The organism is Lentzea sp. DG1S-22, from assembly GCF_036321065.1.
Lineage (GTDB): Bacteria > Actinomycetota > Actinomycetes > Mycobacteriales > Pseudonocardiaceae > Lentzea > Lentzea jiangxiensis.
Genome location: NZ_CP143276.1, coordinates 3873210 through 3894496 on the forward strand (window position 1 = coordinate 3873210; position 21287 = coordinate 3894496).

Sequence of the window (21287 nt, forward strand, 5' to 3'; positions counted from 1 at the left end):
CACACACCCACGTCCCCCACCCGTCCGGACGGCTCGAACCGCCAACCACGCACCGCCCGGACGACCACACCGCACCACCACACAGAACGGAACACACCTTGACGAACGCCGAGATCATCACGCTGAACAAATACCTCTACAAAATCCCAGAGGCGATGACGCTTCTCTCTCTGAGTCGCTCAGTCATCTACGAGCAGATTCGCGCGGGACGGCTGAGGTTCGTGAAACAGGGTAGGGCGACGCTTGTTCCAGCATCGGCCATTCGGGACTACGTGGCGCTTTTGGAGCAGGAAGCGGAGGTGCACTATGGCGAAAGCGCGTAGCGAGCAGGACGACCGCAAACGACGCAGCCGTGGTGACGGCGGTATCCACTGGGATGAGAAACGCCAGAGGTACATCGCTACTGTAGACCTCGGGTTCGATGCCCGAGGAAAGCGGAAGACCAAAAGAGCTAGCGGCAAGACATATACAGAAGCCAAGGACAAGCTCAAGGAGATTCAGCGCGCGCTGGACGACGGCCTACCCGTCACGCCACACACCTACAAAGTCAAGGAAGCGGTGAACGCGTTTCTCAAGTACGGCTTGCGTAAGTGCGGCAAGGAGACGGTGAAGAACTACACCTATCTTGCGGACGGCCACATCATCCCGTGCCTGGGTGAGCGCAACCTCCGCGAGTTGTCCGCCGACGAGGTGGACGACTGGTTGGAAGAACTCTCGCTCACGCTGTCCACGCGCACCCTGCGGTTGGTGCACTCGATTCTCAACCGCTCGGTGCGCATGGCGCAAAAGCGCGACAAGGTGAAGCGCAACGTCGTCCAACTGTGCGAGGTGCCCACCGGACAAGACGGCCGGCCGTCGAAGTCGCTGACGCTCGAACAGGTGGAAGCGGTGTTGAAGGCTGCGGAAAGCACACCGATGCACGCCTACATCGTGCTGTCCCTGCTCCTCGGTGCGCGTACAGAAGAACTGCGCGCGTTGACGTGGGACCACGTGGACCAACTCGGCAAGCCGGACGCTGTCCCGGTCGTGCTGCCCTCCATCTCCGTGTGGCGCTCGGTGCGGGAAGGTGGTGACACGAAGACGCGAAAGTCCCGGCGGACGCTCGCAATGCCGACGCGGTGTGTCGAGGCGCTGAAGGCGCACCGCATCCACCAGGACGCCAGGCGCAAGCTTGCGGGCAAGCGGTGGCAGGAACATGGCCTGGTGTTCGCGTCCGAGGTGGGAACGCCGCTCGACTCCCACAACGTCCGCCGGGCGTTCCGCAGGGTCGTGAAGGCGGCCGGGCTCGTCGCAAAGGACTGGACACCTCGGGAGATGCGCCACAGCTTCGTCTCGGTGCTCTCTGCGGCCGGTGTGCGGATCGAGGACATCGCACGCCTGGTCGGCCACAGCAGCACGGTCGTCACTGAGACGGTCTACCGCCACCAAATCGCACCCGTGATGCAGCACGCCGCCATCACGATGGACGACATCTTTCCGGTGGCGAGCTAGATCGTTGTCACTCAGTTAGTCACTCACACACCTTTGTGAGACGACGCAAGATCAAAGGCATGATCACAGGCTGACATGAAAAAGACCCGCTGACCAGGCTTTATGCCTCAGTCAGCGGGTCTTTTCGACCATCGGGACGACAGGATTTGAACCTGCGACCCCTTGACCCCCAGTCAAGTGCGCTACCAAACTGCGCCACGTCCCGGCCACACTCCCGGTTCCCCGGCGTGCATGGGAAATCCTACAACACCCTGCACAGAGATCAAAAACGACCCCCACCACAGGCTGTGAGCTGCGGAAATACGGCAGGGACCCGAAGCTCGGGTCCCTGCGCCCCTCGGTCCGACCGATCCCCCGATCCTCGACCGACACCCTGAACTATGCGGTGGCGGTGTCGCGGGCGCCACCGCCGAAAGTCGAGTCTTGTACGTCAACCTTCGACTTACCGGGTGGTAGGACAGCGCTGACGCTGAAGCCGCCGTCGGCGCGGTAGGAGGTGGTCAGGGTGCCGCCGGCCAGACGGACTCGCTCGGACAGGCCGTGCAGGCCCGCGCCTCCGCCGTCACCCGGCGAAGGTGAATCCCCCGGCCCGTTCACCACCGAGACCAGGACGGGTGAGCTGCGGTTCACGGTCACGGTCACGGAGGCGCCTGGGGCGTGTTTCGTCACGTTGGTCAGGGCTTCCTGGACCACCCGGAAGAGGGCGCGTGACACTGCCGGCGACAGAGGTGCGTCGCCTGATTCGGAGAGGGTCACGGACACGCCTGCCACGCGGGCCCGGTCGACCAGCTCTTGCAGGGACGGGTAGGTGGTGTCGGAGTTCAGCAGGCCCAGGGCGGCTCGCATCTCGGCGAGTGATTCCTTTGCGAGGGAACGCAAGCGCAGCGCGGTCTCGCGGACGGTGTCGTCCGGGGCTGTGGCGGCCAGGGCGGCTGACTCGACTGCTATCAGGGTGGCGTGGTGGCCTACTGCGTCGTGGATCTCGCGGGCTATCCGGGCTCGTTCCGCAGCTCGGGCGGAGGTTTCTCGAGCCTCCAGTTCCGCTGCTCGGGCTCTGCGGGTTTCGTACAGGGACCTGGTCAGTTCCTTGCGGGTGGTGACGAGGGCGCCGAGGACCGTGGGGGCGGCTGCCAGGCCGAAGGCGAAGGCTGTGGCCAGGAGCAGTGGGCCTGGGGGGATGGACTCGGTCAGGAGTACCGGTGCTATCGAGGCGACGGTCATCGCGATCATCCAGGAGACCTGTCGCGGGAGGGACTTCTCCTTGCGGCCCAGGCGGAACTGGGCCACGAGCGCCGGCGCCCAGCCGAGGCCGCCGGCCACGGCCGGGATGCAGATCAGGGACGCGAGCCACGGCCGGCGCAGGCGCACGGAGAGCAGCAGTGAGGCGATGACGGCTGTCCACAGTGACCACGGGAACGGGCGGTCCTGGGTCAGGAGGACTACTCCCGTGGTGATGCCCACGGTGAGGACCTCGCGCAGGACTGCCTTCACCACGCACCGACCTGGTGGGCGACCAGGGCCGCCTGCACCCGGTTCTCCACCCCCAGCTTGGTGAGGACGGTGGAGACGTAGCTCTTCACCGTCGCCTCGGACAGGCAGAGCTGCTCGGCGATCGAGTGGTTCGAGCGGCCGCTGGCGACCAGTTCGAGCACCTGGCGTTCGCGTGCGGACAGCGAGTCCAGCCGGCGGTTGGCGCGGAAGCCCCTCAGGCGGGGAAGCAGGCGGGCGGTGATGCGCGGGTCGAGGACGGCGCCGCCCGCTGCGAGGTCCACCACGGCGCGGACGAGGGCCTCGGGTTCGGCGTCCTTCAGCAGGAAGCCCTGGGCGCCCAGGTCCAGGGCGGTCGCCACGTAGTCGTCGAGGTCGAACGTGGTCAGCACGGCGATGGCCGGTGGGGTGGCCCACGTGCGCAGGCGGCGCACGGCTTCCAGGCCGTCGACGCCGGGCATCTGGACGTCGACCAGCACGACGTCCGGCAGGTGGGTCAAGACGACCTCGACCAGTTCGGCGCCGTCGGCCGCCTCGCCGACCACCTCCACCCGGCCGTCGGCCTCGAGGAGGACTTTCAGGCCCCGCCGCAGCAGGGCCTCGTCGTCGGCTAGCGCCACTCGTACGGCCACCAACCCAACCAACCGCACCCCGTCACGAAGGGCAACCGGCTGGTCGGGTCATCAACGGGTGAGCTACTTCTTGCCGGCGCCGGCCTTTTTCTTCTCGCGCACGCGTACGGAGATGCGGACCGGGCTGCCCTCGAAGCCGAACTCCTCGCGCAGCTTGCGCTCGATGAAGCGGCGGTACGACGCCTCGAGGAAACCGGTCGTGAACAGCACGAACGTCGGCGGGCGGGTCGAGGCCTGGGTCGCGAACAGCACCTTCGGCTGCTTGCCGCCGCGCACGGGCGGCGGGGTCGCGGCGATGAGCTCGGTCAGCCACTGGTTCAGGCGGCCGGTCGGGACCCGGGTGTCCCACGAGTTCAACGCCGTCCGCAACGCCGGCGCGAGCTTGTGCACGGCGCGGCCGGTCAGGGCCGAGATGTTGACCTTGTCGGCCCACGGGACGCGCACCAGGCCGCGTTCGAGCTCGCGGATCATCTCGTTGCGGCGGTCCTCGTCGACGAGGTCCCACTTGTTGAACGCCAGCACGCAGGCGCGGCCCGACTCGACGACCATCGTCAGCACGCGCAGGTCCTGCTCGGCGAGCGGCTCGTGGGCGTCGAGCAGCACGATCGCGACCTCGGCGGTCTCGATCGCGGACTTCGTGCGCAGCGAGGCGTAGTACTCGGCGCCGCTCTCGAACTTCACCCGCTTGCGCAGGCCGGCGGTGTCGACGAAGCGCCAGATCTCGCCGTCGAGCTCCACCAGCGAGTCGACCGGGTCGACGGTGGTGCCGGCGACCGAGTCGACGACCGAGCGGTTCTCGCCGGTCAGGCGGTTGAGCAGCGACGACTTGCCGACGTTCGGCTTGCCGACGAGCGCCACGCGCCGGGGGCCGCCGCTGCGGGCGCCGAAGTCGTCGCGCGGGGTCTCGGGCAGCCTGTCGAGGATCACGTCGAGCAGGTCACCGGAGCCGCGGCCGTGCAGGCCGGAGACCGGGTACGGCTCGCCGAGGCCCAGCGACCACAGCGACGCGATGTCGGCCAGCAGCCGGTCGTCGTCCACCTTGGACGCGCACAGGATCACGGGCTTCTTCGACCGGCGCAGGACCTTCGCGACGGCCTCCTCGGTCGACGTCGCGCCGACGGAGCCGTCCACGACCAGCAGGATCACGTCCGCGGTCGCCATCGCGAGCTCGGCCTGGGCGGCCACGGAGGCCTGCAGCCCGACCGCGTCCGGCTCCCAGCCGCCCGTGTCGACCACGGTGAACTTGCGGCCGTTCCACAGCGCGTCGTACGCCACGCGGTCACGCGTCACGCCCGGCACGTCCTGCACCACGGCCTCACGGCGGCCGATGATGCGGTTGACCAGCGTGGACTTGCCGACGTTCGGCCGTCCGACCACCGCGAGCACCGGCTGCGGCGGAGCGGACTCCTCGCCGCCCTCGCCGTCGAGGTCGTCGAAGGCTGACCAGTCGGCCTCGTCCTCCCAGGTGCCGTCCAGGTCCGTCATCGTCTTCCCTCACTCGCACGTTGTCCGTCTAGTTCGGCGACCAGTGTCGCCAGGCGGTCGCGCACCTGTTCGGTCGCAACGCCCAGGGCGGCTCGTCCCTTCCCCTCGGGGAGGTGGAACGGCTCACCGATCAGCACGTCGACCTCGGGCCGCCAGCCCTTCGCCTGGTAGGTCCCGCGGCAGGCGATCGGCAGCACCACCGCGCCGGAGGTCTTGGCCAGCCACGCCGCGCCGTTCTGCGCGTTCGCCACGTCGCCCTCGCCGCGCGTGCCCTCGGGGAAGACCCCGATCACACCGCCTGCTCTGAGCACGGACAACGCGCTGGTCAGCGCGGTGCGGTCGGCCTCCTGCCGCTTGACGGGGATCTGCCCGATCTTGCGCAGGAGGTAGCCGACGACGCCTTGGAACATCTCCTGCTTGACCAGGAACGTCACGCGCCGGGGCAGCACCCCGAACAGGATCGGCCCGTCGGCCATCGAGCTGTGGTTGGCGACGACGACCACGCCGCCGCTCAAGGGTACGCGGTCGAGCCCGTGCACCCGCAGCCGGAACTGCCAGGCGTAGGGGACGCGCCCGACCCAGCGCCCGAGGTCGAACAGCCAGGGCAGTGTCCCCTCGGGAACGCTCACCCGGTCACCCGCAGCCCGCGCTCGTGCACGAGCTCGAGCAACGCGTCGATGGTGCCGGCGAGGTCGAGGTCGGTGTTGTCGAGCTCCACCGCGTCCTCGGCCGCCTTCAACGGTGACACCGCGCGCGACGAGTCGTAGCTGTCCCGGCGCTGCACGTCCGCCAGCACCGCGTCCACAGTGGACTCACGGCCGGCGGCGTTGTCCTGCTTGGTCCTGCGCACGGCCCGAGCGTCGGCCGACGCCGTCAGGTAGACCTTCAGCGGGGCGTCCGGCGACACGACGGTGCCGATGTCGCGTCCCTCGACGACGATGCCGCCCACGTGGTCCAGCGCGTCCGCGATGATCGCGCGCTGCTGGGCCACGAGCAGCTCCCGCACATGCCGCGCCGCGGACACCGGCGACACGGCGAGGGTCACCTCGGGGCCGCGGATCTCCACCGACACGTCGTCGCCGTCGAGCGTGATGCCCGGCCGGGCGGGGTCGGTGCCGATGACCAGCACCGCGTTGTCCGCCACCTCGGCGACCTTCGCCTCGTCAGCCGGGTCGACGCCGGCGCGCAGCACCGCCACCGTGATCGCCCGGTACATCGAGCCGGTGTCGAGGTAGCGCGCGTCCAGCGCCATCGCGAGCCGCTTCGCGACGGTGGACTTGCCGGTGCCGGACGGTCCGTCGAGAGCGACCACACCGCGCAACTGACCCTGGCCCACAGCAGCTCCCTCCGAGACACCCACGGCCCACATTGTGCCTGGTGCGGACGCTCACACCTCAGGCGGGACAACTCACAGCCACTCCGGCGCGACAGCGTCGCCGGTGATCGCCCGCCGTCGGCGGCTCGCCGCAACGGTATCGATCGGTGGAATTCGCATCAGCCGCGCTGCGGCGGGACCGATCACGTGAGCGCACCACCGAACTCACGGAGGCTCCAGTGACCACCACCGAACAGCGCGGCGCCGTCGAGGCGTTGCTGCACCGCACGCTCGCCGCGCACAAGTCGATGTTCCTCGCCACGGCCGGTTCGGACGGCTCGTGGGTGAGCGGCGTGTACTTCGCCGAACGGGGGCCGCACGAGCTCGTGCTCGTGCTGGAGGAGCGCGGGCGGACGCTCGAGGCGATCGGGGAGAACCCCGAGGTGTCGCTGGTCGTGTCCACCGGGTCGCCGATGGAGCCGTTCCTGCAGGCGCGCGGTACGGCCGTGGTGGTCGGTGGCGCCGAGGACGAGCTGGTGCGGCAGGCGCTCGTGGCGAAGGTGCCCGAGGCGGGGCCGTTCCTCGCCACGCCGGTCCGGGCGGTCGAGGTGTCCGTGCCGCGGTGGCGCGTCACGGACATCCCCAACGGGTGGTTGCCCGGCAAGGACTTCAGCGCCTGACGGCCTTCAGTGGTTGAGGTCGGTCCTCAACGCCGCCGCGCCACGCAGGTAGACGTGCTTCACCGACGAACGGGGCACGTCGGTCTCGACGTGCGCCAGCAGCCGGATCACGCGGGGCAGGGAGCCGGGGACGGCGATCTCGGTCGCGGACAGCAGCGGCACGTCCTGCAGGCCCGCCAGGCGCGCGGCGTAGGCGGGGAACTCCGAGACCAGGTCCGGTGTCGCGGTGAGCACCACGCTGATCAGGTCGTCGGTGGTCAGGGCGTTGCGGGTGAGGACCTCCCGCACCAGCTCGGCCGTGGCTTCCAGCAGCAGGTCGCGCGAGTCCGCGTCGATCTGCGTGGCTCCCCTGATCGCTCGCACCGCCATGCGACCGACCCTAGCAGCGTCCTCAGTGGACGGCCCGGACGTCATTGGCCGACAACGATGTTCGGGAACTGCAGCGTGAGGCCGAGCAGGTTCACGACGTAGGCGGCCCAGCCGCCGCCGAGCAGCACCAGCCGCCGCTCGCCCAGCGCCTCGGCGGTCTCGATGAGCACGTGCAGGCCACTCGAGCCGATGAACGTCAGGCCGGTGAAGTCGACCACCACGTCACCGTCCCCCGAGGCGCAGGCGAGGGCGAGCTCCGACCTGAGCAGGTCGCTCGTGGTCAGGTCGACCTCACCGGTCAGCGCCACCACGGCGTCGTGGCGGCGCACCCGCAGCAAGCCTCGTTCCGGTTCCATCTTCGATGCCTCACAGGTGGGGAGACCGCGAACCTGGTTCCCCCACCATGAGACGTCAGCAGGCCCACGGCCACCAGGGCCGGTGGACTCCGAAGCGCCTCTTCTGCCCACCAGGGCCGAACGAACCCGCCCGGCAGGGCCCTACGGTGACAGATCGGCCAGCAGGAGCCCGCTGCGCGGCTTGGGGGTGAAGTGCGTGCTCTTGCGCGGCATCTTCCCGCCCTCCAGCACCTCCCGCAGCGGCACGGGCGCGATCAGCAGCACCGCCTCGGCCTCGACGGACGGGTCGACGACCGGCCGCACGCACGGGCTCTCCGGGTCCAGCCCGAGAGCGGCTCCCAGCAGCAACGACTCCACGACGGCGTGGTCGATCCCCTTCCCGGCGGGCAGCTCGACGCGCAGCACCTCGTCGGGACAGCGCACCACGACCACGCCCGGCTCCGGATCCACGACGTAGGGCAGCGACGACACCGCCAGCCCCACGCCCTCCCACGCCGCCACCAGGTCGGAAGCGCCCAGCCCCGTCCCGGCGATCGCGCGGTGGATCGGCCCGACCCGCAGCCCCGGCCCGGACGTCACGAGCGCGAGCAGGCCGGACAGCCCCGCCTCGCGCGCCGCCGCGACCCGGTGGTTGCCGTCCGCGACGAGCAGCGGGTGCGCGCCCGCCGCCCGCAGGAACGCCTCCTGCGCCTCCCCCGGTCCGACGAGCCACACCCAGTGCCGCCGCCCGCCGGAGTCCACGAGCGACACGGCGGGCTCCCCGGTCATGCCGAGCACGAGCGACGTCAGCCGGTCGTGCGGGGTGACCGGGATCAGCATGGCCGCGCTCGTCGCGATGCCCAGCGACGCCAGTACCCGGCCGCGTTCGGCGACCACGTCCGGGTAGACGTCCTCGGTGTGCTCGATCGCGTCCGGGTCGACGAGGCAGAGCAGCCCGCACGCCGTGCCGTCCGACCCGTCGACCCGGTAGGGCGCGACGACGTCGGTGACCTCCCGGTAGGCCCGCCGGATCAACGCCGCGAGCTCGGTGCGGGCGGCGGGCAGCGCGTCGAGCAGCCCGGTGCCGGCGGCGAGCGCGGCGGGCGTGCGGTGCGGGTGCTGCACGGCGAGCAACGTGCCGTGCGGGGCTCTCGCGAGCGCCCCGATCACCTGACCGGGCTCGGCGAACTCGTCGACGTCCGGGCCGGGCACGCGCTCCCGGACGATCCAGCCCCGGCGCACGGGGCCCACGCACAGCGTCCTCGATGTTTCGGACATGCACGTATCATGATCTGTGTGAACGTAGAGATCACGCCCCTGCCGGGCATCGGCACGCGTCAGGACTTCATGATCCGTGCCGGCCGGCGCGTCGGTGTGATCACGTACCGGGACGGCCGGTTCGAGCTCATCCTCTCCAAGGCGAGCGATCCGGACTCCTGCGCGGCGTCGATACCCCTCTCACCGGAAGAGGCGAACACGCTCGCGGGCCTGCTCGGCGCGCCGCAGCTCGTCGCCCACCTGCGCGAGGAGACCCGCGACATCGCGGGCATCACCACCCGCCAGCTGCCGGTCACCGCCTTCGCGAACCGCACGCTCGGCGAGACCGCTCTGCGCACCAGGACCAGTGTGTCCGTCGTGGCCGTCGTGCGCGCGGGCAACGCGCATCCCTCACCCGGCCCCGACTTCCTCTTCGAAAACGGTGACCTCGCGGTCGTCGTCGGCACCGCGGAAGGCCTCGACGCCGCCGCTGAGATCCTCCACGGCGGTTAATCACAGTGCACGAGACAACAATCGCCATGATCCAGCTCGGCGCGGTGTTCTTCGGCCTCGGCCTGCTGGGTCGTGTGGCCCGGCGTGCCGGCATCTCCCCGATCCCGCTCTACCTGGTCGGTGGACTGGCGTTCGGGCACGGCGGGCTGGTCCCGTTGCACGGCATCGAGGAGTTCACGCACCTCGCCAGCGAGATCGGCGTCGTGCTGCTCCTGCTGCTCCTCGGCCTCGAGTACTCGGCGTCGGAGCTCACGACCGGCTTGAAGAAGTCGTGGATGGCCGGTGTGCTCGACCTGGTGCTCAACTCGGCGCCGGGCGCGATAGCGGCCCTGCTGCTGGGCTGGGGCCCGGTCGGCGCGCTGGCGATGGCGGGCGTCACCTACATCTCGTCGTCGGGCATCGTCGCGAAGGTCCTGGGCGACCTGGGCCGGCTCGGCAACCGCGAGACGCCGGTCGTGCTGTCCGTGCTCGTGTTCGAGGACCTCGCGATGGCCGTGTACCTGCCGGTGCTCACCGCCGTGCTCGCGGGCGTGAGCTTCCTCGGCGGGCTCACCTCGGTCGGCATCTCGCTGCTCGCCATCACCGTGGTCCTGGTGGTGGCGTTGAAGTACGGCCGGTTCATCTCGGCCATTGTGGACAGTCCCGACCACGAGGTGTTCCTGCTCAAGCTGCTCGGCTCGGCCCTGCTCGTGGCGGGCGTCGCCTCGCAGCTGCAGGTGTCGGCGGCGGTCGGCGCGTTCTTGCTCGGCATCGCGATCTCCGGCTCGACCGCCGAGAACGCCACGCGCCTGCTCGAACCGCTCCGGGACCTGTTCGCCGCGATGTTCTTCGTGGTGTTCGGCCTCAACACCGACCCGCGCTCGATCCCGCCCGTCCTCGTCATCGCGGTGGCGCTGGCCGCCGTCACGACGGCGACCAAGGTCTTCACCGGCTGGTGGGCGGCGCGGCGCCAGGGCATCGGCAAGATGGGCCGCATGCGTGCGGGAGCGGCACTCGTCGCGCGCGGCGAGTTCTCCATCGTCATCGCCGGCCTGGCCGTGGCGTCCGGCCAGGTGAGCTCGGAACTGGCCGCGCTCGCGACCGCGTACGTGCTCCTGATGGCCATCCTGGGCCCCATCGCGGCCAAGTACGTTGAGCCGATCGGTGAATTCTTCGCGCGCAGACGGCAAATGGCCTGAAACAACTGCCCCGATGTGACGACTCTCTAGTGAGGGCTGAACGGAGAGTAGGGGCGAATCGTCATGACCGAACCCGCGGAAGTGGAGACCACAGGTCGTTTCCTCGTGCTGCTGCAGGAGGACGCGGTCGAAGAGGGCTTGGCCGAGCTCGGCGCCATCGCCGGGTTCGACCCGAACAGCGGTGACCTGGACGCGGACGCCGTCCAGGTCTTCCCGGAGTTGGGCGTCGCGGTCGTGTCCGCGGACCCGAACCTGCTGGCCGAGCTGAACGGCGCCGCCGAGCGCCCCGGCCCGGTCCAGATCGTCGAGCCGGAACGCGTCGTGCACGTGTTCGCGGCGCCGGCGGAAGAGGAGGCGCCGGAGGCGGTGGCCGACGAGTCCGTGCTGACCTGGGGGTTGCAGGCGGTCGGCGCGGACGTCAGCACGGCCACCGGCAAGGGCATCAGGATCGCGGTCCTGGACACCGGCTGGGAGAAGAACCACCCGGACTTCACCGGCCGCGCCATCACCACGAAGTCGTTCATCACCGGCGAGGACGTGCAGGACGGCCACGGCCACGGCACGCACTGCATCGGCACGTCCGCGGGCCCGCGCAAGCCCGCGACCCCGCCCGGCTACGGCGTCGCGCACGAGGCCGAGATCTTCGCGGGCAAGGTGCTGTCGAACGCGGGCTCCGGCACCGACGGCGGCATCCTCGCGGGCATCGACTGGGCCGTCGCGAACGGCTGCGCCATCGTCTCGATGTCCCTGGGCGCCGACGTCCCGGTGAACACGCCGTACTCGCAGATCTACGAGACGGTCGCCCAGCGCGCGCTGGCCAAGGGCACGCTGATCATCGCCGCGGCGGGCAACGCCTCCGCACGCCCGGCGCGCATCGCACCGGTCGGCCACCCGGCCCGCTGCCCCAGCATCATCGCGGTGGCGGCGATCGACGTGAACCGCGCGATCGCGTCGTTCTCCTCGGGCTCGGCGGACAAGATCGGCCAGATCGACGTGTGCGCACCCGGCGTGGACGTCTACTCGTCGTTCAAGCTGCCGGAGAAGTACCGCCGCCTGCGCGGCACGTCGATGGCGACCCCGCACGCGGCGGGCGTGGCCGTCCTGATCGCGGAGAAGACCGGGGCCCGCGGCTACGAGCTGTGGGCACGCCTCGTGGGCACCACCCTGCGGCTGCCCCTGCCGTCCACCGACATCGGCAGCGGACTAGTCCAGGCACCATGACCGCTCCGGTGGACCAGGTGATGGTCTCCGTGGCGGAGGACACCCTCCCGCGGGTCCTCGACGACCTGCGGGAGGCCGGTCTGGTCGTCGACACGGTCCTCGAGGCGCTGGGCGTCGTGACCGGTACGGCGGAGGTCAGGGCCATCCCGGCCCTGCAGGCCGTACCAGGCGTCCTGGACGTGGAACGGCAGTGGCGCGTACAGCTCCCGCCGTACTGACTGGCTAGGCTCTGCGCTGACCCCGTTCACGTCTGATCGAACACGTGTTCTACGCTGTGCTCGGGGTCACGTCGTTGCGCAGAGAGGAAACCTGATCGTGTCGGACACGCTCACCGAGGTGCAGGCAGTCGAGGAGACCGTCGTGGAGGAGACTCCGGCGCCGGCCCTCGCGGCCGAGAAGGCCGAGGCTCCGAAGCCGGCGGAGGCCCCGAAGGCCGAAGCCCCCAAGGCTGAGAAGCCGAAGGCCGGCCGCCCGAAGAGCACGGCGAAGAAGACCCGCACCGTCGAGCTCACGCTCACGGTGACCGGCACCGCCGAAGGCGAGTGGCAGGCGGACCTGGTCCACGGCACGCAGCGCGTCGTGTCGGGCCTGGTGATCCCGGCCATCGCGGTGGCGAAGGCGGCCAAGGAGCTGCACCAGGACATCGCCGAGGGCATCGAGACGGTGCTCGAGGCGGCGCGCGACCAGCACCGCACCCGCATGGAGGAGCTGGAAGCCGAGCTGGCCAGGGTGAAGGCGCAGCTGGCGGAGCTCTCCGAGTAGGACCCGCACGTCCGGGAGGGGCGGCCGCTTCGGCGGACCGCCCCTCCCGGCGTTTCACCGGACTGGTGCCGGCGGGGTGTTCGGTCAGCGCGACGGGTCGAGCAGGAGCTTGCCCGTCGTCTTCCGCGACCGGAGGTCCTCGTGAGCCTGCCGGATCTCCCCCAGCCCGTACTCCCCGCCCGCGACGGCCTTCAACTTGCCGTCCACCGCCAGGGCGAACAGCTCCGCCATGGCGCGGTGGGCGAGCGTTCCGTGCTCCGCGTCCCGGACCTTCAGCGCGTGCGGCAGCCACATACCCGCAACGGTCGTGGAGTGCACCAGCAACGCCCCGAGGTCGACCGGCTTCGGCCTTTCGCGCGAGGCCATGCCGTAAAACGCAAGACGCCCGAACGGAGCCAGCGCCACCAAGGACTGGTCAGTGGTAGCCCCTCCGGTCATGTCCAGCACGACGTCGACCCGCCGCCCGCCGTTCGCCTCGATCAACGCGGCGGTCATGTCCGACGACCGCGAGTCGACGGCGACGTCCGCCCCGAGGTCGAGGGCCAGCTTCCGCTTGTCGTCGGAAGAAGCCGTGGCGATGACCCGCCCGGCACCCCACAGCTTGGCCAGCTGGACGGCGATCGTGCCCACGCCACCGGCGGCCGCGTGCACGACGACCGACTCGCCGGGCTCCATGTGGGTCGACTTCCGCAGCAACAACCAGGCGGTGGCGCCCTGGACGACCAACGACAGCGCCGTCAGGTCGTCGACGCCGTCGGGAACGTCGAAGGTGGTCAGGGCGGGAGCGACGGCCTTCTCCGCGTAACCACCGGAGCTCTTCGTCAGGGCGACGACCCGGCGGCCGTCCGCGGTGACCCCGGCGACCTCGCCGCCGGGAACCATCGGCAGCTCCATCTTCGCCAGGTAGGAGTTCTCCGCCTGGTGCGTGTCCGCGTAGTTCAGGCCGGCGCGCGAGACGTTGATCAGCACCTCGCCCTCGCCCGCGACGGGGTCCGGCAGCTCCACCTGCTGCAACACCTCGGGGCCACCGAACTCGGTGATCTGAATGGCACGCACGGTCAGTTCTCCTTGAGCGCGATCGAAACGGGGTCCTTCTGGGCGGCCTGGATCCGCGAGCCGTCCGCGGCGCGCGGGCCGGGCGGGTTGCGGAAGCCGAACGGCTCGGACTCGCGGCCGGCCTGGACGAACCAGGCCTCGCCGGTGCCGGAACCTTCCACAATGGACATGAACGTGTCCACGACGGCCGACACGGGCAGGATCGGCATGCCGATCTCCTCCAGCGTGGACCGCAGCGGCGTGATGATGCCGGTGTCGGCGAACGCGGGGCACAGGGCGTTCACGCGCACGTCGGGGTAGGCGCCGCCGAGCGAGCGGACCAGGCCGACCACGGCGGCCTTGTTGGCGCCGTAGACCGGGTCGCCGGGCATCGGCATGAGGCCGGCCATCGACGCCGTGGCGATGATCTGGCCGCCGCGCTCGCGGACGGCGGGCAGCGCGTAGTGCGCGCCGTAGACGACGCCGTCGAGGTTGATGGCCATCGCGCGGCGGTAGGTCTCGACGTCGAAGTCGTCGCCCAGCGAGCAGCCCGTGCCGATGCCGGCGTTCAGGAAGGCGATGTCGAGGCCGCCGAACTCCCGGACGGCGAGCGCCACGGCGTCGGCCGAGTCCGACGGCACGGTCACGTCGCACCGCACGAACACGCCGCCGACCTCGTCGGCGACGGCTTTGCCCTGGTCGGCGTCGATGTCGGCCACGACGACGCGCACGCCGAGCGAAGCCAGACGCCGGGCGGACGCGGCACCGATGCCGTTGGATCCGCCGGTGATGAGCGCGACCTTGCCGGTGAGTTCCACGGGCACCTGCCTCCTCGTATTGCCACATTCCGACCAGTCGGTATGGTCGTCCCGACGACGCTGGACGTCAAGGCGACTGATAGGTACGTTACTAAGCGCTTGCTTAGCTCACCATCCCCTCACCGAAGGAGGACCCGTGGCCGACAGGGTTGCGATCGTCACCGGCGCGGCGCGCGGCATCGGTGCCGCGATCGCGCAGCGCCTCGCCGCGGACGGCTTGGCCGTCGCGCTGCTCGACCTCGACGAGCAGGGCGTGCTCGACGGCGCGGACAAGATCGTCGCGAGCGGTGGGCGCGCGATCGGCCTGAAGGTCGACGTCGCCGACGAGGAGCAGGTCGACGCCGCGGTCGCGAAGGTCGCCGAGGAGCTCGGCGCGCCGACCGTGCTGATCAACAACGCCGGTGTGCTGCGCGACAACCTGCTGTTCAAGATGTCCGCGAGCGACTGGGACACGGTCATGGACGTGCACCTGCGCGGCGCGTTCCTGATGAGCAAGGCCGTGCAGGCCCACCAGACGAAGGAAGGCTTCGGCCGCATCGTCAACCTGTCGAGCACGAGCGCGCTCGGCAACCGCGGCCAGGCCAACTACTCCGCCGCCAAGGCCGGCCTGCAGGGCTTCACGAAGACCCTCGCGATCGAGCTCGGCAAGTTCGGCGTCACGGTCAACGCGATCGCGCCCGGCTTCATCGCCACCGAGATGACGAAGGCGACCGCCGAGCGCATGAAGATCTCGTTCGAGGACCTCGTCAACGGCGCGGCGCAGGCCATCCCGGTCGCGCGCGTCGGACAGCCGGACGACATCGCCCACACCGCGTCGTTCCTCGTCAGCGAGGGTGCCGGGTTCGTGTCCGGCCAGGTCATCTACGTCGCCGGCGGACCGAAGGACTGAGATGCGCGCTTTCGAGAACATCGACGAGCTGGTCGCCGCCAAGGGGCAGCACCTCGGCTTCGGCGAGTGGCACGAGATCACGCAGGACCAGGTCGACCTGTTCGCCGACGCGACGCTGGACCACCAGTGGATCCACATCGACGTCGAGAAGGCGAAGCAGGGCCCGTTCGGCGGACCGGTCGCGCACGGCTACCTGACACTCTCACTGGTGCCGTACCTGGTGCGCGACGTCTACACCGTCAAGAACATCAAGATGGGCGTCAACTACGGCAGCAACAAGGTCCGCTTCCCGCAGCCGGTGCTCGTCGGGGCCAGGGTGCGCGGCGGGGTCGAGCTGCTCGACGTCACGGACATCGCGCTGGGCAAGCAGCTCGTGACCAAGGTCGTCATCGAGATCGAGGGCAGCGAGAAGCCCGCGTGCGTCGCCGAGATCGTCAGCGTGATCGTCCCCTGACGATCAGGCCTTGAGGCTGTGGATCAGCAGGTCCGCGTAGTGCTCGGCGAGCCGCCCGGGCGGGATGTCCCCGTCCGGGCGGTACCACGTGCCGAGCTGGTGCAACGACCCGAAGAAGTAGTACGTGGCGACGTCGGCGGGCACGTCGGCGCGGAACGTCCCGTCCCGCTGCCCCTCCTCGACCAGCGCGCGGAACATCTCGTGGAAGCGCCGCCGTTCGGCCCGCACCTCACGCTGCTTCTCGGCCGAGAGGTGGTTCATCGAGCGGAAGAACACCTTCGCGGCGTCGAAGTCGTCGATGCTCGTGACGATGACGTCGACCGCGGCCTCGCGCAGCCGCTTGGTGACCGGCCCGTCCGCCGCGGCGATCTTCTCCAGGTGCTCGGTCTGCAGGCGCAGCAACCGCCCGTAGATCTCGTGCAGCAGGTCGTCCTTCGACCCGAAGTAGTGGTACATCGCGCCCTTGGTGACACCGGCGTGTTCCACGATCTCCTGCACGGCGACCCGCTCGTACCCCTTGTCCGCGAACAGGCGGGTGGCGGCGTCGATCAGTCTTTCAGGCACGGTCACGACCGGAGCGTACCGCCCGACCGAGGAGAACCCGGGCAATGATCAGTCGCTGGACCATCGTCGTCGACCGCGGCGACCTCGCCGAAACCGAGCTCCTGCACGACGGCCCGCCCTCCCCGTCCGACCTGTCGGACTGCGAGGTGCTGCTGCGCGTCAGCCGGGTCGGCCTCACCGCCGACAACGTCACCTACGGCGTGCTCGGCGACGTCATCGGCTACTGGGGCTTCTTCCCGGCGGGCGGCCCGCGCCAGGGCGTGATCCCGCTGTGGGGCTTCGCCGACGTCGCCGAGTCCACAGTGGACGCCCTGCCGGCCGGCACGCGCGTCTACGGCTACCTGCCGATGTCCAGCCACCTGGCGGTCCGGGCCCGGCTGACCCCGTCCGGGTTCGTGGACACGGCCGATCACCGCGCCGAGCTGCCGGCCGTCTACAACAGCTACCTCGTGACGTCGTCCGACCCCGCCTGCGACGCGTCGCTCGAGGACCTGCAGGTGCTGTACCGCCCGCTGTTCTTCACGTCGTTCCTGCTGGCGGACCACCTGGCGGACAACGACTTCCACGGCGCCCGCACGGTCGTGATCTCGTCGGCGTCCAGCAAGACGGCCTTCGGCACCGCCCAGTGCCTGCGCTCCCGCGGCATCCGGCTCGTCGGCCTGACCTCGCCCCGCAACGTGGAATTCACCACCGGCCTCGGCCTCTACGACACCGTGCTCCCCTACGACGCCCCGGTGGACGTCGAACCGTCGGTGTACCTGGACTTCAGCGGCTCGCCGGACGTCCGCTCCGCGCTGCACGACCGCCTCGGCGCCGATCTCGTGGAGGACGTCTCGATCGGCCTGACGCACCAGGCCACCTCGCAGGACCCGCGCACGTCGTTCTTCTTCGCACCGGACCGGCTGTGCAAGCGCACGGCCGACTGGGGCGCGGAGGGGCTGGCGGAGCGGTTCGGGCAGGCGTGGCACGCGTTCACCGCCCAGGCCGGCGAGTGGGTCGCGATCGCGCACCACAGCGGGCCGGAGGGGCTGGCCGAGGTGTGGCGATCGGTGCTGAGCGGCGGCGCGGACCCTGGCACCGCCGACGTGATCACCTTCTGAGCAGGCCGACCAGCAGTCCGGCGATGTTGAACGCGTCGTCGTGGCCGCGGTGGTGCGTGCCGTCGACCTCGCGGCCGGTGAGCCGCACCGCCTCGGCCATGCCGACCTCGCGAGGCAGCGCGCGGCTCAGGGCGAAGAGCGTCTTGACGTTCACGTGCCGCGGCCCGAACGGGTAGCGGACGCCGAAGTCCGCGCACTGGCGTTCGAACATCTTGCGGTCGTAGTCGCCGTACGACGCCCAGACCCTGTTGTCCGACCTGTACTCCTTGCGCAGCAACGCGCACGCCTCCGCGAACGAGACGCCGCCGGCGACCTGACCGGCGGTCAGGGTCGTGAGGTCGGTGCAGAAGCGGCTGACGGACGAGCGGGAAGGCCGCACGAGGATGCTGCGCCGCTCGCCGCGCCTGCCCGACGCCACCTCGACCGGGCAGATGCCGATCTCGATGATCTCCGACACCTCGCCCGGCGGCGGCGAGGCCTCCCAGCACGTCGACTCCACGTCGACGACCAGCACCTGGTCCAATGCGATCACGTGCTGATCGTCCCCGACGTGTCCAGCGACTAAACGATGACGGCGCCGCCGTCGACGACGAGCGTCTCGCCCGTGACGTAGCCGCCTGCCGGCGAGGCGAGGAAGACGACGGCCGCGGCCAGCTCCTCCGGGTCGCCGACGCGGCCCGCGGGCAGCGACGCCTGCATCTTCTCCAGGTAGCCGGGCGGGTACTGGTCGGTCATCTCCGAGGCGAAGAAGCCGGGGCAGATCGCGTTGACGCGGATGCCCTTGCGGCCGGTCCACTGCTGCGCCAGGTCGCGCGTCAGGCCGAGCAAGCCCGCCTTCGAGGCCGAGTACGCGGCCTGCGGGATGCCACCGGTCACGAGGCCCAGCACGCTGGAGATGTTGATGATCGAGCCGCCGGACGTCATGACCGTGGCGGCGGCCTGGGCCATCCAATAGGCGCCGTTGAGGTTCACGTCCATGACGCCGAGGAACTCCTCCGGCGTCTCGCGCGACGCGGGCACGGCCGAGGCGACACCCGCGTTGTTCACGAGGACCGAGACGGTGCCGAACTCGGCGGCGGCGCGCGCCACCTCGCGGCAGTCGTCGGGCTGCGAGACGTCGGCCTGCACGACCAGCGCCCGGCGGCCGGCGGCCTCGACGAGGGACGCCGTGTCCTTCAGCCGGTCCGCGCGGCGGGCGGCGAGCACGACGTCCGCGCCCGCCTCCGCCAGGCCCTTCGCGAACGCCACGCCGAGGCCGGAGGACGCGCCGGTGACGATCGCGACTCGTCCGTCCAGGCGGAACTTGTCCAGGATGCCCATCTTCGCCAGAGGCCCTTCAGCTCAGTCGTTCCAGGATGATCGCCATGCCCTGGCCACCGCCGACGCACATCGTCTCGAGGCCGAACTGGGCGTCGCGGGCCCGCATGCCGTTGATCAGCGTCGTCATGATCCGCGCACCGGTCGAGCCGAACGGGTGGCCGAGGGCGATGGCGCCGCCGTGCACGTTCAGCCTGTCGATGTCGATGCCCAGCTGCCGCTGGCTGCCGAGCACCTGGACGGCGAACGCCTCGTTGATCTCCACCAGGTCGATGTCCGAGATGGACAGACCGGCGTGGCCCAGGGCCTGCTTCGTCGCGTCGACCGGGCCGAGTCCCATGATCTCCGGCGAGAGGCCCGAGACGCCCGTGGACACGATGCGCGCCAACGGGGTCAGGCCGAGCTCGCGGGCCCGCACGTCGCTCATGACCACGACAGCGGCGGCGCCGTCGTTCAGGGGACAGCAGTTGCCCGCCGTGACCGTGCCCTCGGGCCGGAAGACGGGCTTCAGCGTCGACACGGCCTCGTAGGTCACGCCGGCGCGCGGGCCGTCGTCCGCGGAGACCACCGTGCCGTCGGGCAGGGTGACCGGCGTGATCTCGCGGGCGAAGAAGCCGTCCGCGATGGCCTTCTCGGCGAGGTTCTGCGACCGGACGCCGAACTCGTCCTGGTCGTGGCGCGAGATGCCGAGCTGCGTCGCGACGTTCTCGGCCGTCTGGCCCATCGCGATGTAGTAGTCGGGCAGCCGGCCGTCCAGGCGCGGGTCGGTCCACGGCGCGTTCGAGGCGGCGGTGTCGAGCGTCCGCTGCTGCGCCTCGTCGAACAACGGGTTGGACGACGGCACGCCGGAGTGCATGTACCGGGAGACGCACTCGACGCCGGCCGAGATGAACGCGTGCCCCTCGCCCGCCTTGATGGCGTGGAAGGCCATGCGGGCGGTCTGCACCGAGGAGGCGCAGAACCGGTTCACGGTCGTGCCGGGCAGGGTGTCGAACCCGAGCTGCACGGCGACGCGGCGCGCGATGTTCTGGCCGTGCTCGTCCTGCGGCTCGGCGCACCCGAGGTGCAGGTCGGTGATCTCGGACGCCGGGAGGTCGCCCAGCGCCGCCGAGATCACCTGCGCGGCCAGGTCGTCGGGCCGGATCGACGCGAGGGAACCCTTGCGGGCACGGCCGATCGGCGATCGGGCGGTGGAGACGATGACTGCTTCAGGCATGCCGTTCTCCCCTTACAGGCCCAGTTCGCGGCCGATGAGTTCCTTCATGATCTCGTTGGAGCCGGCCCAGATCTTCGTGACGCGGGCGTCCATCCACGCGCGGGCGACGCGGTACTCGGTCATGTAGCCGTAGCCGCCGTGCAGCTGCACGCAGGCGTCGATGACCTCGTTCTCGATGTCGGCGCTCCAGTACTTCGCCTGCGCCGCCTCGACCGGGCTCAGCTCGCCGCGGACGTGCTGCATCGTCAGCGTGTCGACGAACGCCTGCGTGACGTCGAGCTTGGTGCGCAGCTCGGAGAGCAGGAACTTGTTGTGCTGGAACTTGCCGATCGCCTGGCCGAAGGCCTTGCGCTCCTTCACGTACTCGAGCGTCTCGTCGAAGATGCCCTGCGCGTGCGCCAGGTTCGAGATGGCGGCGCCGATGCGCTCCTGCGGCAGGCGTTCCATCATGTAGATGAAGCCCTGGCCTTCTTCGCCGATCAGGTTCGCGGCGGGCAGGCGCACGTCGGAGAAGAACAGCTCCGCGGTGTCGGACGGGTGCTGGCCGACCTTGTCGAGCTTGCGGCCGCGCTCGAAGCCCGGCATGCCGGTCTCGACGGCGAACAGCGAGATGCCGCGCGAGCCCTTCGACGGGTCGGTGCGGGCCGCGACGACGATCAGGTCGGCGGTGTAGCCGTTGGTGATGAACGTCTTGGAGCCGTTGAGGATCCAGTCGTCACCGTCGCGAACGGCGTTGGTCTTCAGGGCGGCGAGGTCGGAGCCGCCGGACGGCTCGGTCATCGCGATGCCGGTCTTGATCTCGCCGGTGCACATGCCGGGCAGCCAGCGCTGCTTCTGCTCCTCGGTGCACAGGTCGACGAGGTAGGGCGCCACGACGTCGCCGTGGATGCCGAGCGACGACGCGACCGCGGCGTTGACCCGGCACAGCTCCTCGGCGAAGACGGTGTTGAAGCGGTAGTCGTTCGCCCCGCTGCCGCCGTATTCCTCGGGGATCTCCAGGCCCAGCAGGCCCTGACGCCCGGCCTCCAGCCACACGTCCCGGTCGATCACGCGCTGCTCGATGAACTTCTCGACGTTCGGCGTGATCGTGCGCTCGACGAAGGCTTTCGCCGACTCCCGGAACGCGGCGTGATCCTCGTTGAACAGCGTCCGCTGCACGACTTACCTC

26 protein-coding genes and 1 tRNA gene are annotated in these 21287 nt (G+C 70.2%); 11 read left to right on the top strand and 16 right to left on the bottom strand.

The genetic code is table 11. The features are described 5' to 3' along the window. Window positions 1-98 precede the first annotated feature (98 nt). On the top strand, window positions 99-323 hold the full coding sequence (locus V1227_RS17115) for a helix-turn-helix domain-containing protein (RefSeq protein WP_329793580.1): 225 nt from the start codon (window positions 99-101) through the stop codon (window positions 321-323). After that, the gene (locus tag V1227_RS17120; RefSeq protein WP_329793581.1) at window positions 307-1491 is read left to right on the top strand and encodes a tyrosine-type recombinase/integrase; all 1185 of its coding nucleotides are present in this window, start codon (window positions 307-309) and stop codon (window positions 1489-1491) included. The genes V1227_RS17115 and V1227_RS17120 overlap by 17 nt, the downstream gene beginning before the upstream one ends. A gap of 131 nt (window positions 1492-1622) precedes the next feature. Here V1227_RS17120 and V1227_RS17125 read toward each other — a convergent pair. The 6 genes from V1227_RS17125 to cmk all read right to left on the bottom strand — a co-directional run bounded on the left by V1227_RS17125 (window position 1623) and on the right by cmk (window position 6408). Further along, a tRNA-Pro gene (locus tag V1227_RS17125) sits at window positions 1623-1696 on the bottom strand. 173 nt (window positions 1697-1869) lie between these two features. Beyond that, complete coding sequence (locus V1227_RS17130; RefSeq protein ID WP_329793582.1) at window positions 1870-2985, bottom strand: sensor histidine kinase; 1116 nt, start codon at window positions 2983-2985, stop codon at window positions 1870-1872. Next, complete coding sequence (locus tag V1227_RS17135) at window positions 2979-3611, bottom strand: response regulator transcription factor (RefSeq protein ID WP_329793583.1); 633 nt, start codon at window positions 3609-3611, stop codon at window positions 2979-2981. The genes V1227_RS17130 and V1227_RS17135 overlap by 7 nt, the downstream gene beginning before the upstream one ends. A 63-nt stretch (window positions 3612-3674) precedes the next feature. Then, a complete protein-coding gene (gene der / locus V1227_RS17140; protein WP_329793584.1) occupies window positions 3675-5096 on the bottom strand; it encodes a ribosome biogenesis GTPase Der in 1422 nt (473 codons plus the stop codon). Then, the gene (locus tag V1227_RS17145) at window positions 5093-5725 is read right to left on the bottom strand and encodes a lysophospholipid acyltransferase family protein (RefSeq protein WP_329793585.1); all 633 of its coding nucleotides are present in this window, start codon (window positions 5723-5725) and stop codon (window positions 5093-5095) included. Before V1227_RS17145 ends, der begins: the two co-directional genes overlap by 4 nt. After that, the gene (gene cmk / locus V1227_RS17150) at window positions 5722-6408 is read right to left on the bottom strand and encodes a (d)CMP kinase (RefSeq protein WP_329794050.1); all 687 of its coding nucleotides are present in this window, start codon (window positions 6406-6408) and stop codon (window positions 5722-5724) included. Before cmk ends, V1227_RS17145 begins: the two co-directional genes overlap by 4 nt. Before the next feature lie 242 nt (window positions 6409-6650). On the opposite strand from cmk, the gene V1227_RS17155 reads away from it, so the two are divergent. Beyond that, complete coding sequence (locus V1227_RS17155; RefSeq protein ID WP_329793586.1) at window positions 6651-7091, top strand: pyridoxamine 5'-phosphate oxidase family protein; 441 nt, start codon at window positions 6651-6653, stop codon at window positions 7089-7091. 6 nt (window positions 7092-7097) lie between these two features. Here the strand turns inward: V1227_RS17155 and aroH are convergent, their stop codons facing one another. The 3 genes from aroH to V1227_RS17170 all read right to left on the bottom strand — a co-directional run bounded on the left by aroH (window position 7098) and on the right by V1227_RS17170 (window position 9073). Beyond that, the gene (gene aroH, locus V1227_RS17160) at window positions 7098-7460 is read right to left on the bottom strand and encodes a chorismate mutase (RefSeq protein WP_329793587.1); all 363 of its coding nucleotides are present in this window, start codon (window positions 7458-7460) and stop codon (window positions 7098-7100) included. A 41-nt stretch (window positions 7461-7501) separates the two neighbouring features. Beyond that, window positions 7502-7816 carry an STAS domain-containing protein gene (locus tag V1227_RS17165; RefSeq protein ID WP_329793588.1) on the bottom strand — a complete coding sequence of 105 codons (315 nt, stop codon included), beginning with the start codon at window positions 7814-7816 and terminating at the stop codon, window positions 7502-7504. Between the two features lie 141 nt (window positions 7817-7957). Then, window positions 7958-9073, bottom strand: a complete 1116-nt coding sequence (locus tag V1227_RS17170) for a DUF1015 family protein (RefSeq protein WP_329793589.1) — start codon at window positions 9071-9073, stop codon at window positions 7958-7960. An 18-nt stretch (window positions 9074-9091) separates the two neighbouring features. Here V1227_RS17170 and V1227_RS17175 point away from each other — a divergent pair, with 18 nt between their 5' ends. The 5 genes from V1227_RS17175 to V1227_RS17195 all read left to right on the top strand — a co-directional run bounded on the left by V1227_RS17175 (window position 9092) and on the right by V1227_RS17195 (window position 12726). Further along, window positions 9092-9565 carry a cation:proton antiporter regulatory subunit gene (locus V1227_RS17175; RefSeq protein WP_329793590.1) on the top strand — a complete coding sequence of 158 codons (474 nt, stop codon included), beginning with the start codon at window positions 9092-9094 and terminating at the stop codon, window positions 9563-9565. A gap of 26 nt (window positions 9566-9591) precedes the next feature. After that, window positions 9592-10743, top strand: coding sequence for a cation:proton antiporter (locus V1227_RS17180; RefSeq protein ID WP_442916537.1), 1152 nt, complete (start codon window positions 9592-9594; stop codon window positions 10741-10743). Between the two features lie 63 nt (window positions 10744-10806). After that, window positions 10807-11964 (top strand): S8 family peptidase, encoded by a 1158-nt coding sequence (locus V1227_RS17185; protein WP_329793592.1) that lies wholly within the window; start codon window positions 10807-10809, stop codon window positions 11962-11964. Beyond that, window positions 11961-12182: a hypothetical protein gene (locus tag V1227_RS17190; protein WP_329793593.1), complete on the top strand. Its 222-nt coding sequence runs from the start codon at window positions 11961-11963 to the stop codon at window positions 12180-12182. The genes V1227_RS17185 and V1227_RS17190 overlap by 4 nt, the downstream gene beginning before the upstream one ends. Before the next feature lie 97 nt (window positions 12183-12279). Further along, window positions 12280-12726, top strand: a complete 447-nt coding sequence (locus V1227_RS17195; protein ID WP_329793594.1) for a DUF6319 family protein — start codon at window positions 12280-12282, stop codon at window positions 12724-12726. A gap of 84 nt (window positions 12727-12810) precedes the next feature. Here V1227_RS17195 and V1227_RS17200 read toward each other — a convergent pair whose 3' ends face one another. Further along, window positions 12811-13782 (bottom strand): quinone oxidoreductase family protein, encoded by a 972-nt coding sequence (locus tag V1227_RS17200; protein WP_329793595.1) that lies wholly within the window; start codon window positions 13780-13782, stop codon window positions 12811-12813. 2 nt (window positions 13783-13784) lie between these two features. Further along, window positions 13785-14585, bottom strand: coding sequence for an SDR family NAD(P)-dependent oxidoreductase (locus V1227_RS17205; protein ID WP_329793597.1), 801 nt, complete (start codon window positions 14583-14585; stop codon window positions 13785-13787). Between the two features lie 130 nt (window positions 14586-14715). Here V1227_RS17205 and V1227_RS17210 point away from each other — a divergent pair, with 130 nt between their 5' ends. Both V1227_RS17210 and V1227_RS17215 read left to right on the top strand, forming a co-directional pair. Next, window positions 14716-15468, top strand: a complete 753-nt coding sequence (locus tag V1227_RS17210) for an SDR family oxidoreductase (protein WP_329793598.1) — start codon at window positions 14716-14718, stop codon at window positions 15466-15468. A 1-nt stretch (window position 15469) separates the two neighbouring features. Next, on the top strand, window positions 15470-15922 hold the full coding sequence (locus V1227_RS17215) for a MaoC family dehydratase (protein ID WP_329793599.1): 453 nt from the start codon (window positions 15470-15472) through the stop codon (window positions 15920-15922). Between the two features lie 3 nt (window positions 15923-15925). Here the strand turns inward: V1227_RS17215 and V1227_RS17220 are convergent, their stop codons facing one another. Then, a complete protein-coding gene (locus tag V1227_RS17220; RefSeq protein ID WP_236219616.1) occupies window positions 15926-16492 on the bottom strand; it encodes a TetR/AcrR family transcriptional regulator in 567 nt (188 codons plus the stop codon). A 38-nt stretch (window positions 16493-16530) separates the two neighbouring features. On the opposite strand from V1227_RS17220, the gene V1227_RS17225 reads away from it, so the two are divergent. Next, the gene (locus V1227_RS17225) at window positions 16531-17586 is read left to right on the top strand and encodes a DUF2855 family protein (protein WP_329793600.1); all 1056 of its coding nucleotides are present in this window, start codon (window positions 16531-16533) and stop codon (window positions 17584-17586) included. Here the strand turns inward: V1227_RS17225 and V1227_RS17230 are convergent. The 4 genes from V1227_RS17230 to V1227_RS17245 are packed head-to-tail and all read right to left on the bottom strand — an operon-like array spanning window position 17576 to window position 21277. Further along, complete coding sequence (locus V1227_RS17230) at window positions 17576-18118, bottom strand: 3'-5' exonuclease (protein ID WP_329793601.1); 543 nt, start codon at window positions 18116-18118, stop codon at window positions 17576-17578. The two genes, V1227_RS17225 and V1227_RS17230, sit on opposite strands and share 11 nt — an antisense overlap. Window positions 18119-18147: 29 nt before the next feature. Continuing rightward, complete coding sequence (locus tag V1227_RS17235) at window positions 18148-18906, bottom strand: SDR family NAD(P)-dependent oxidoreductase (RefSeq protein WP_329793602.1); 759 nt, start codon at window positions 18904-18906, stop codon at window positions 18148-18150. 16 nt (window positions 18907-18922) lie between these two features. Further along, window positions 18923-20119 (bottom strand): acetyl-CoA C-acetyltransferase, encoded by a 1197-nt coding sequence (locus V1227_RS17240; protein ID WP_329793603.1) that lies wholly within the window; start codon window positions 20117-20119, stop codon window positions 18923-18925. 12 nt (window positions 20120-20131) lie between these two features. Then, window positions 20132-21277: an acyl-CoA dehydrogenase family protein gene (locus V1227_RS17245; protein WP_329793604.1), complete on the bottom strand. Its 1146-nt coding sequence runs from the start codon at window positions 21275-21277 to the stop codon at window positions 20132-20134. Window positions 21278-21287 lie beyond the last annotated feature (10 nt).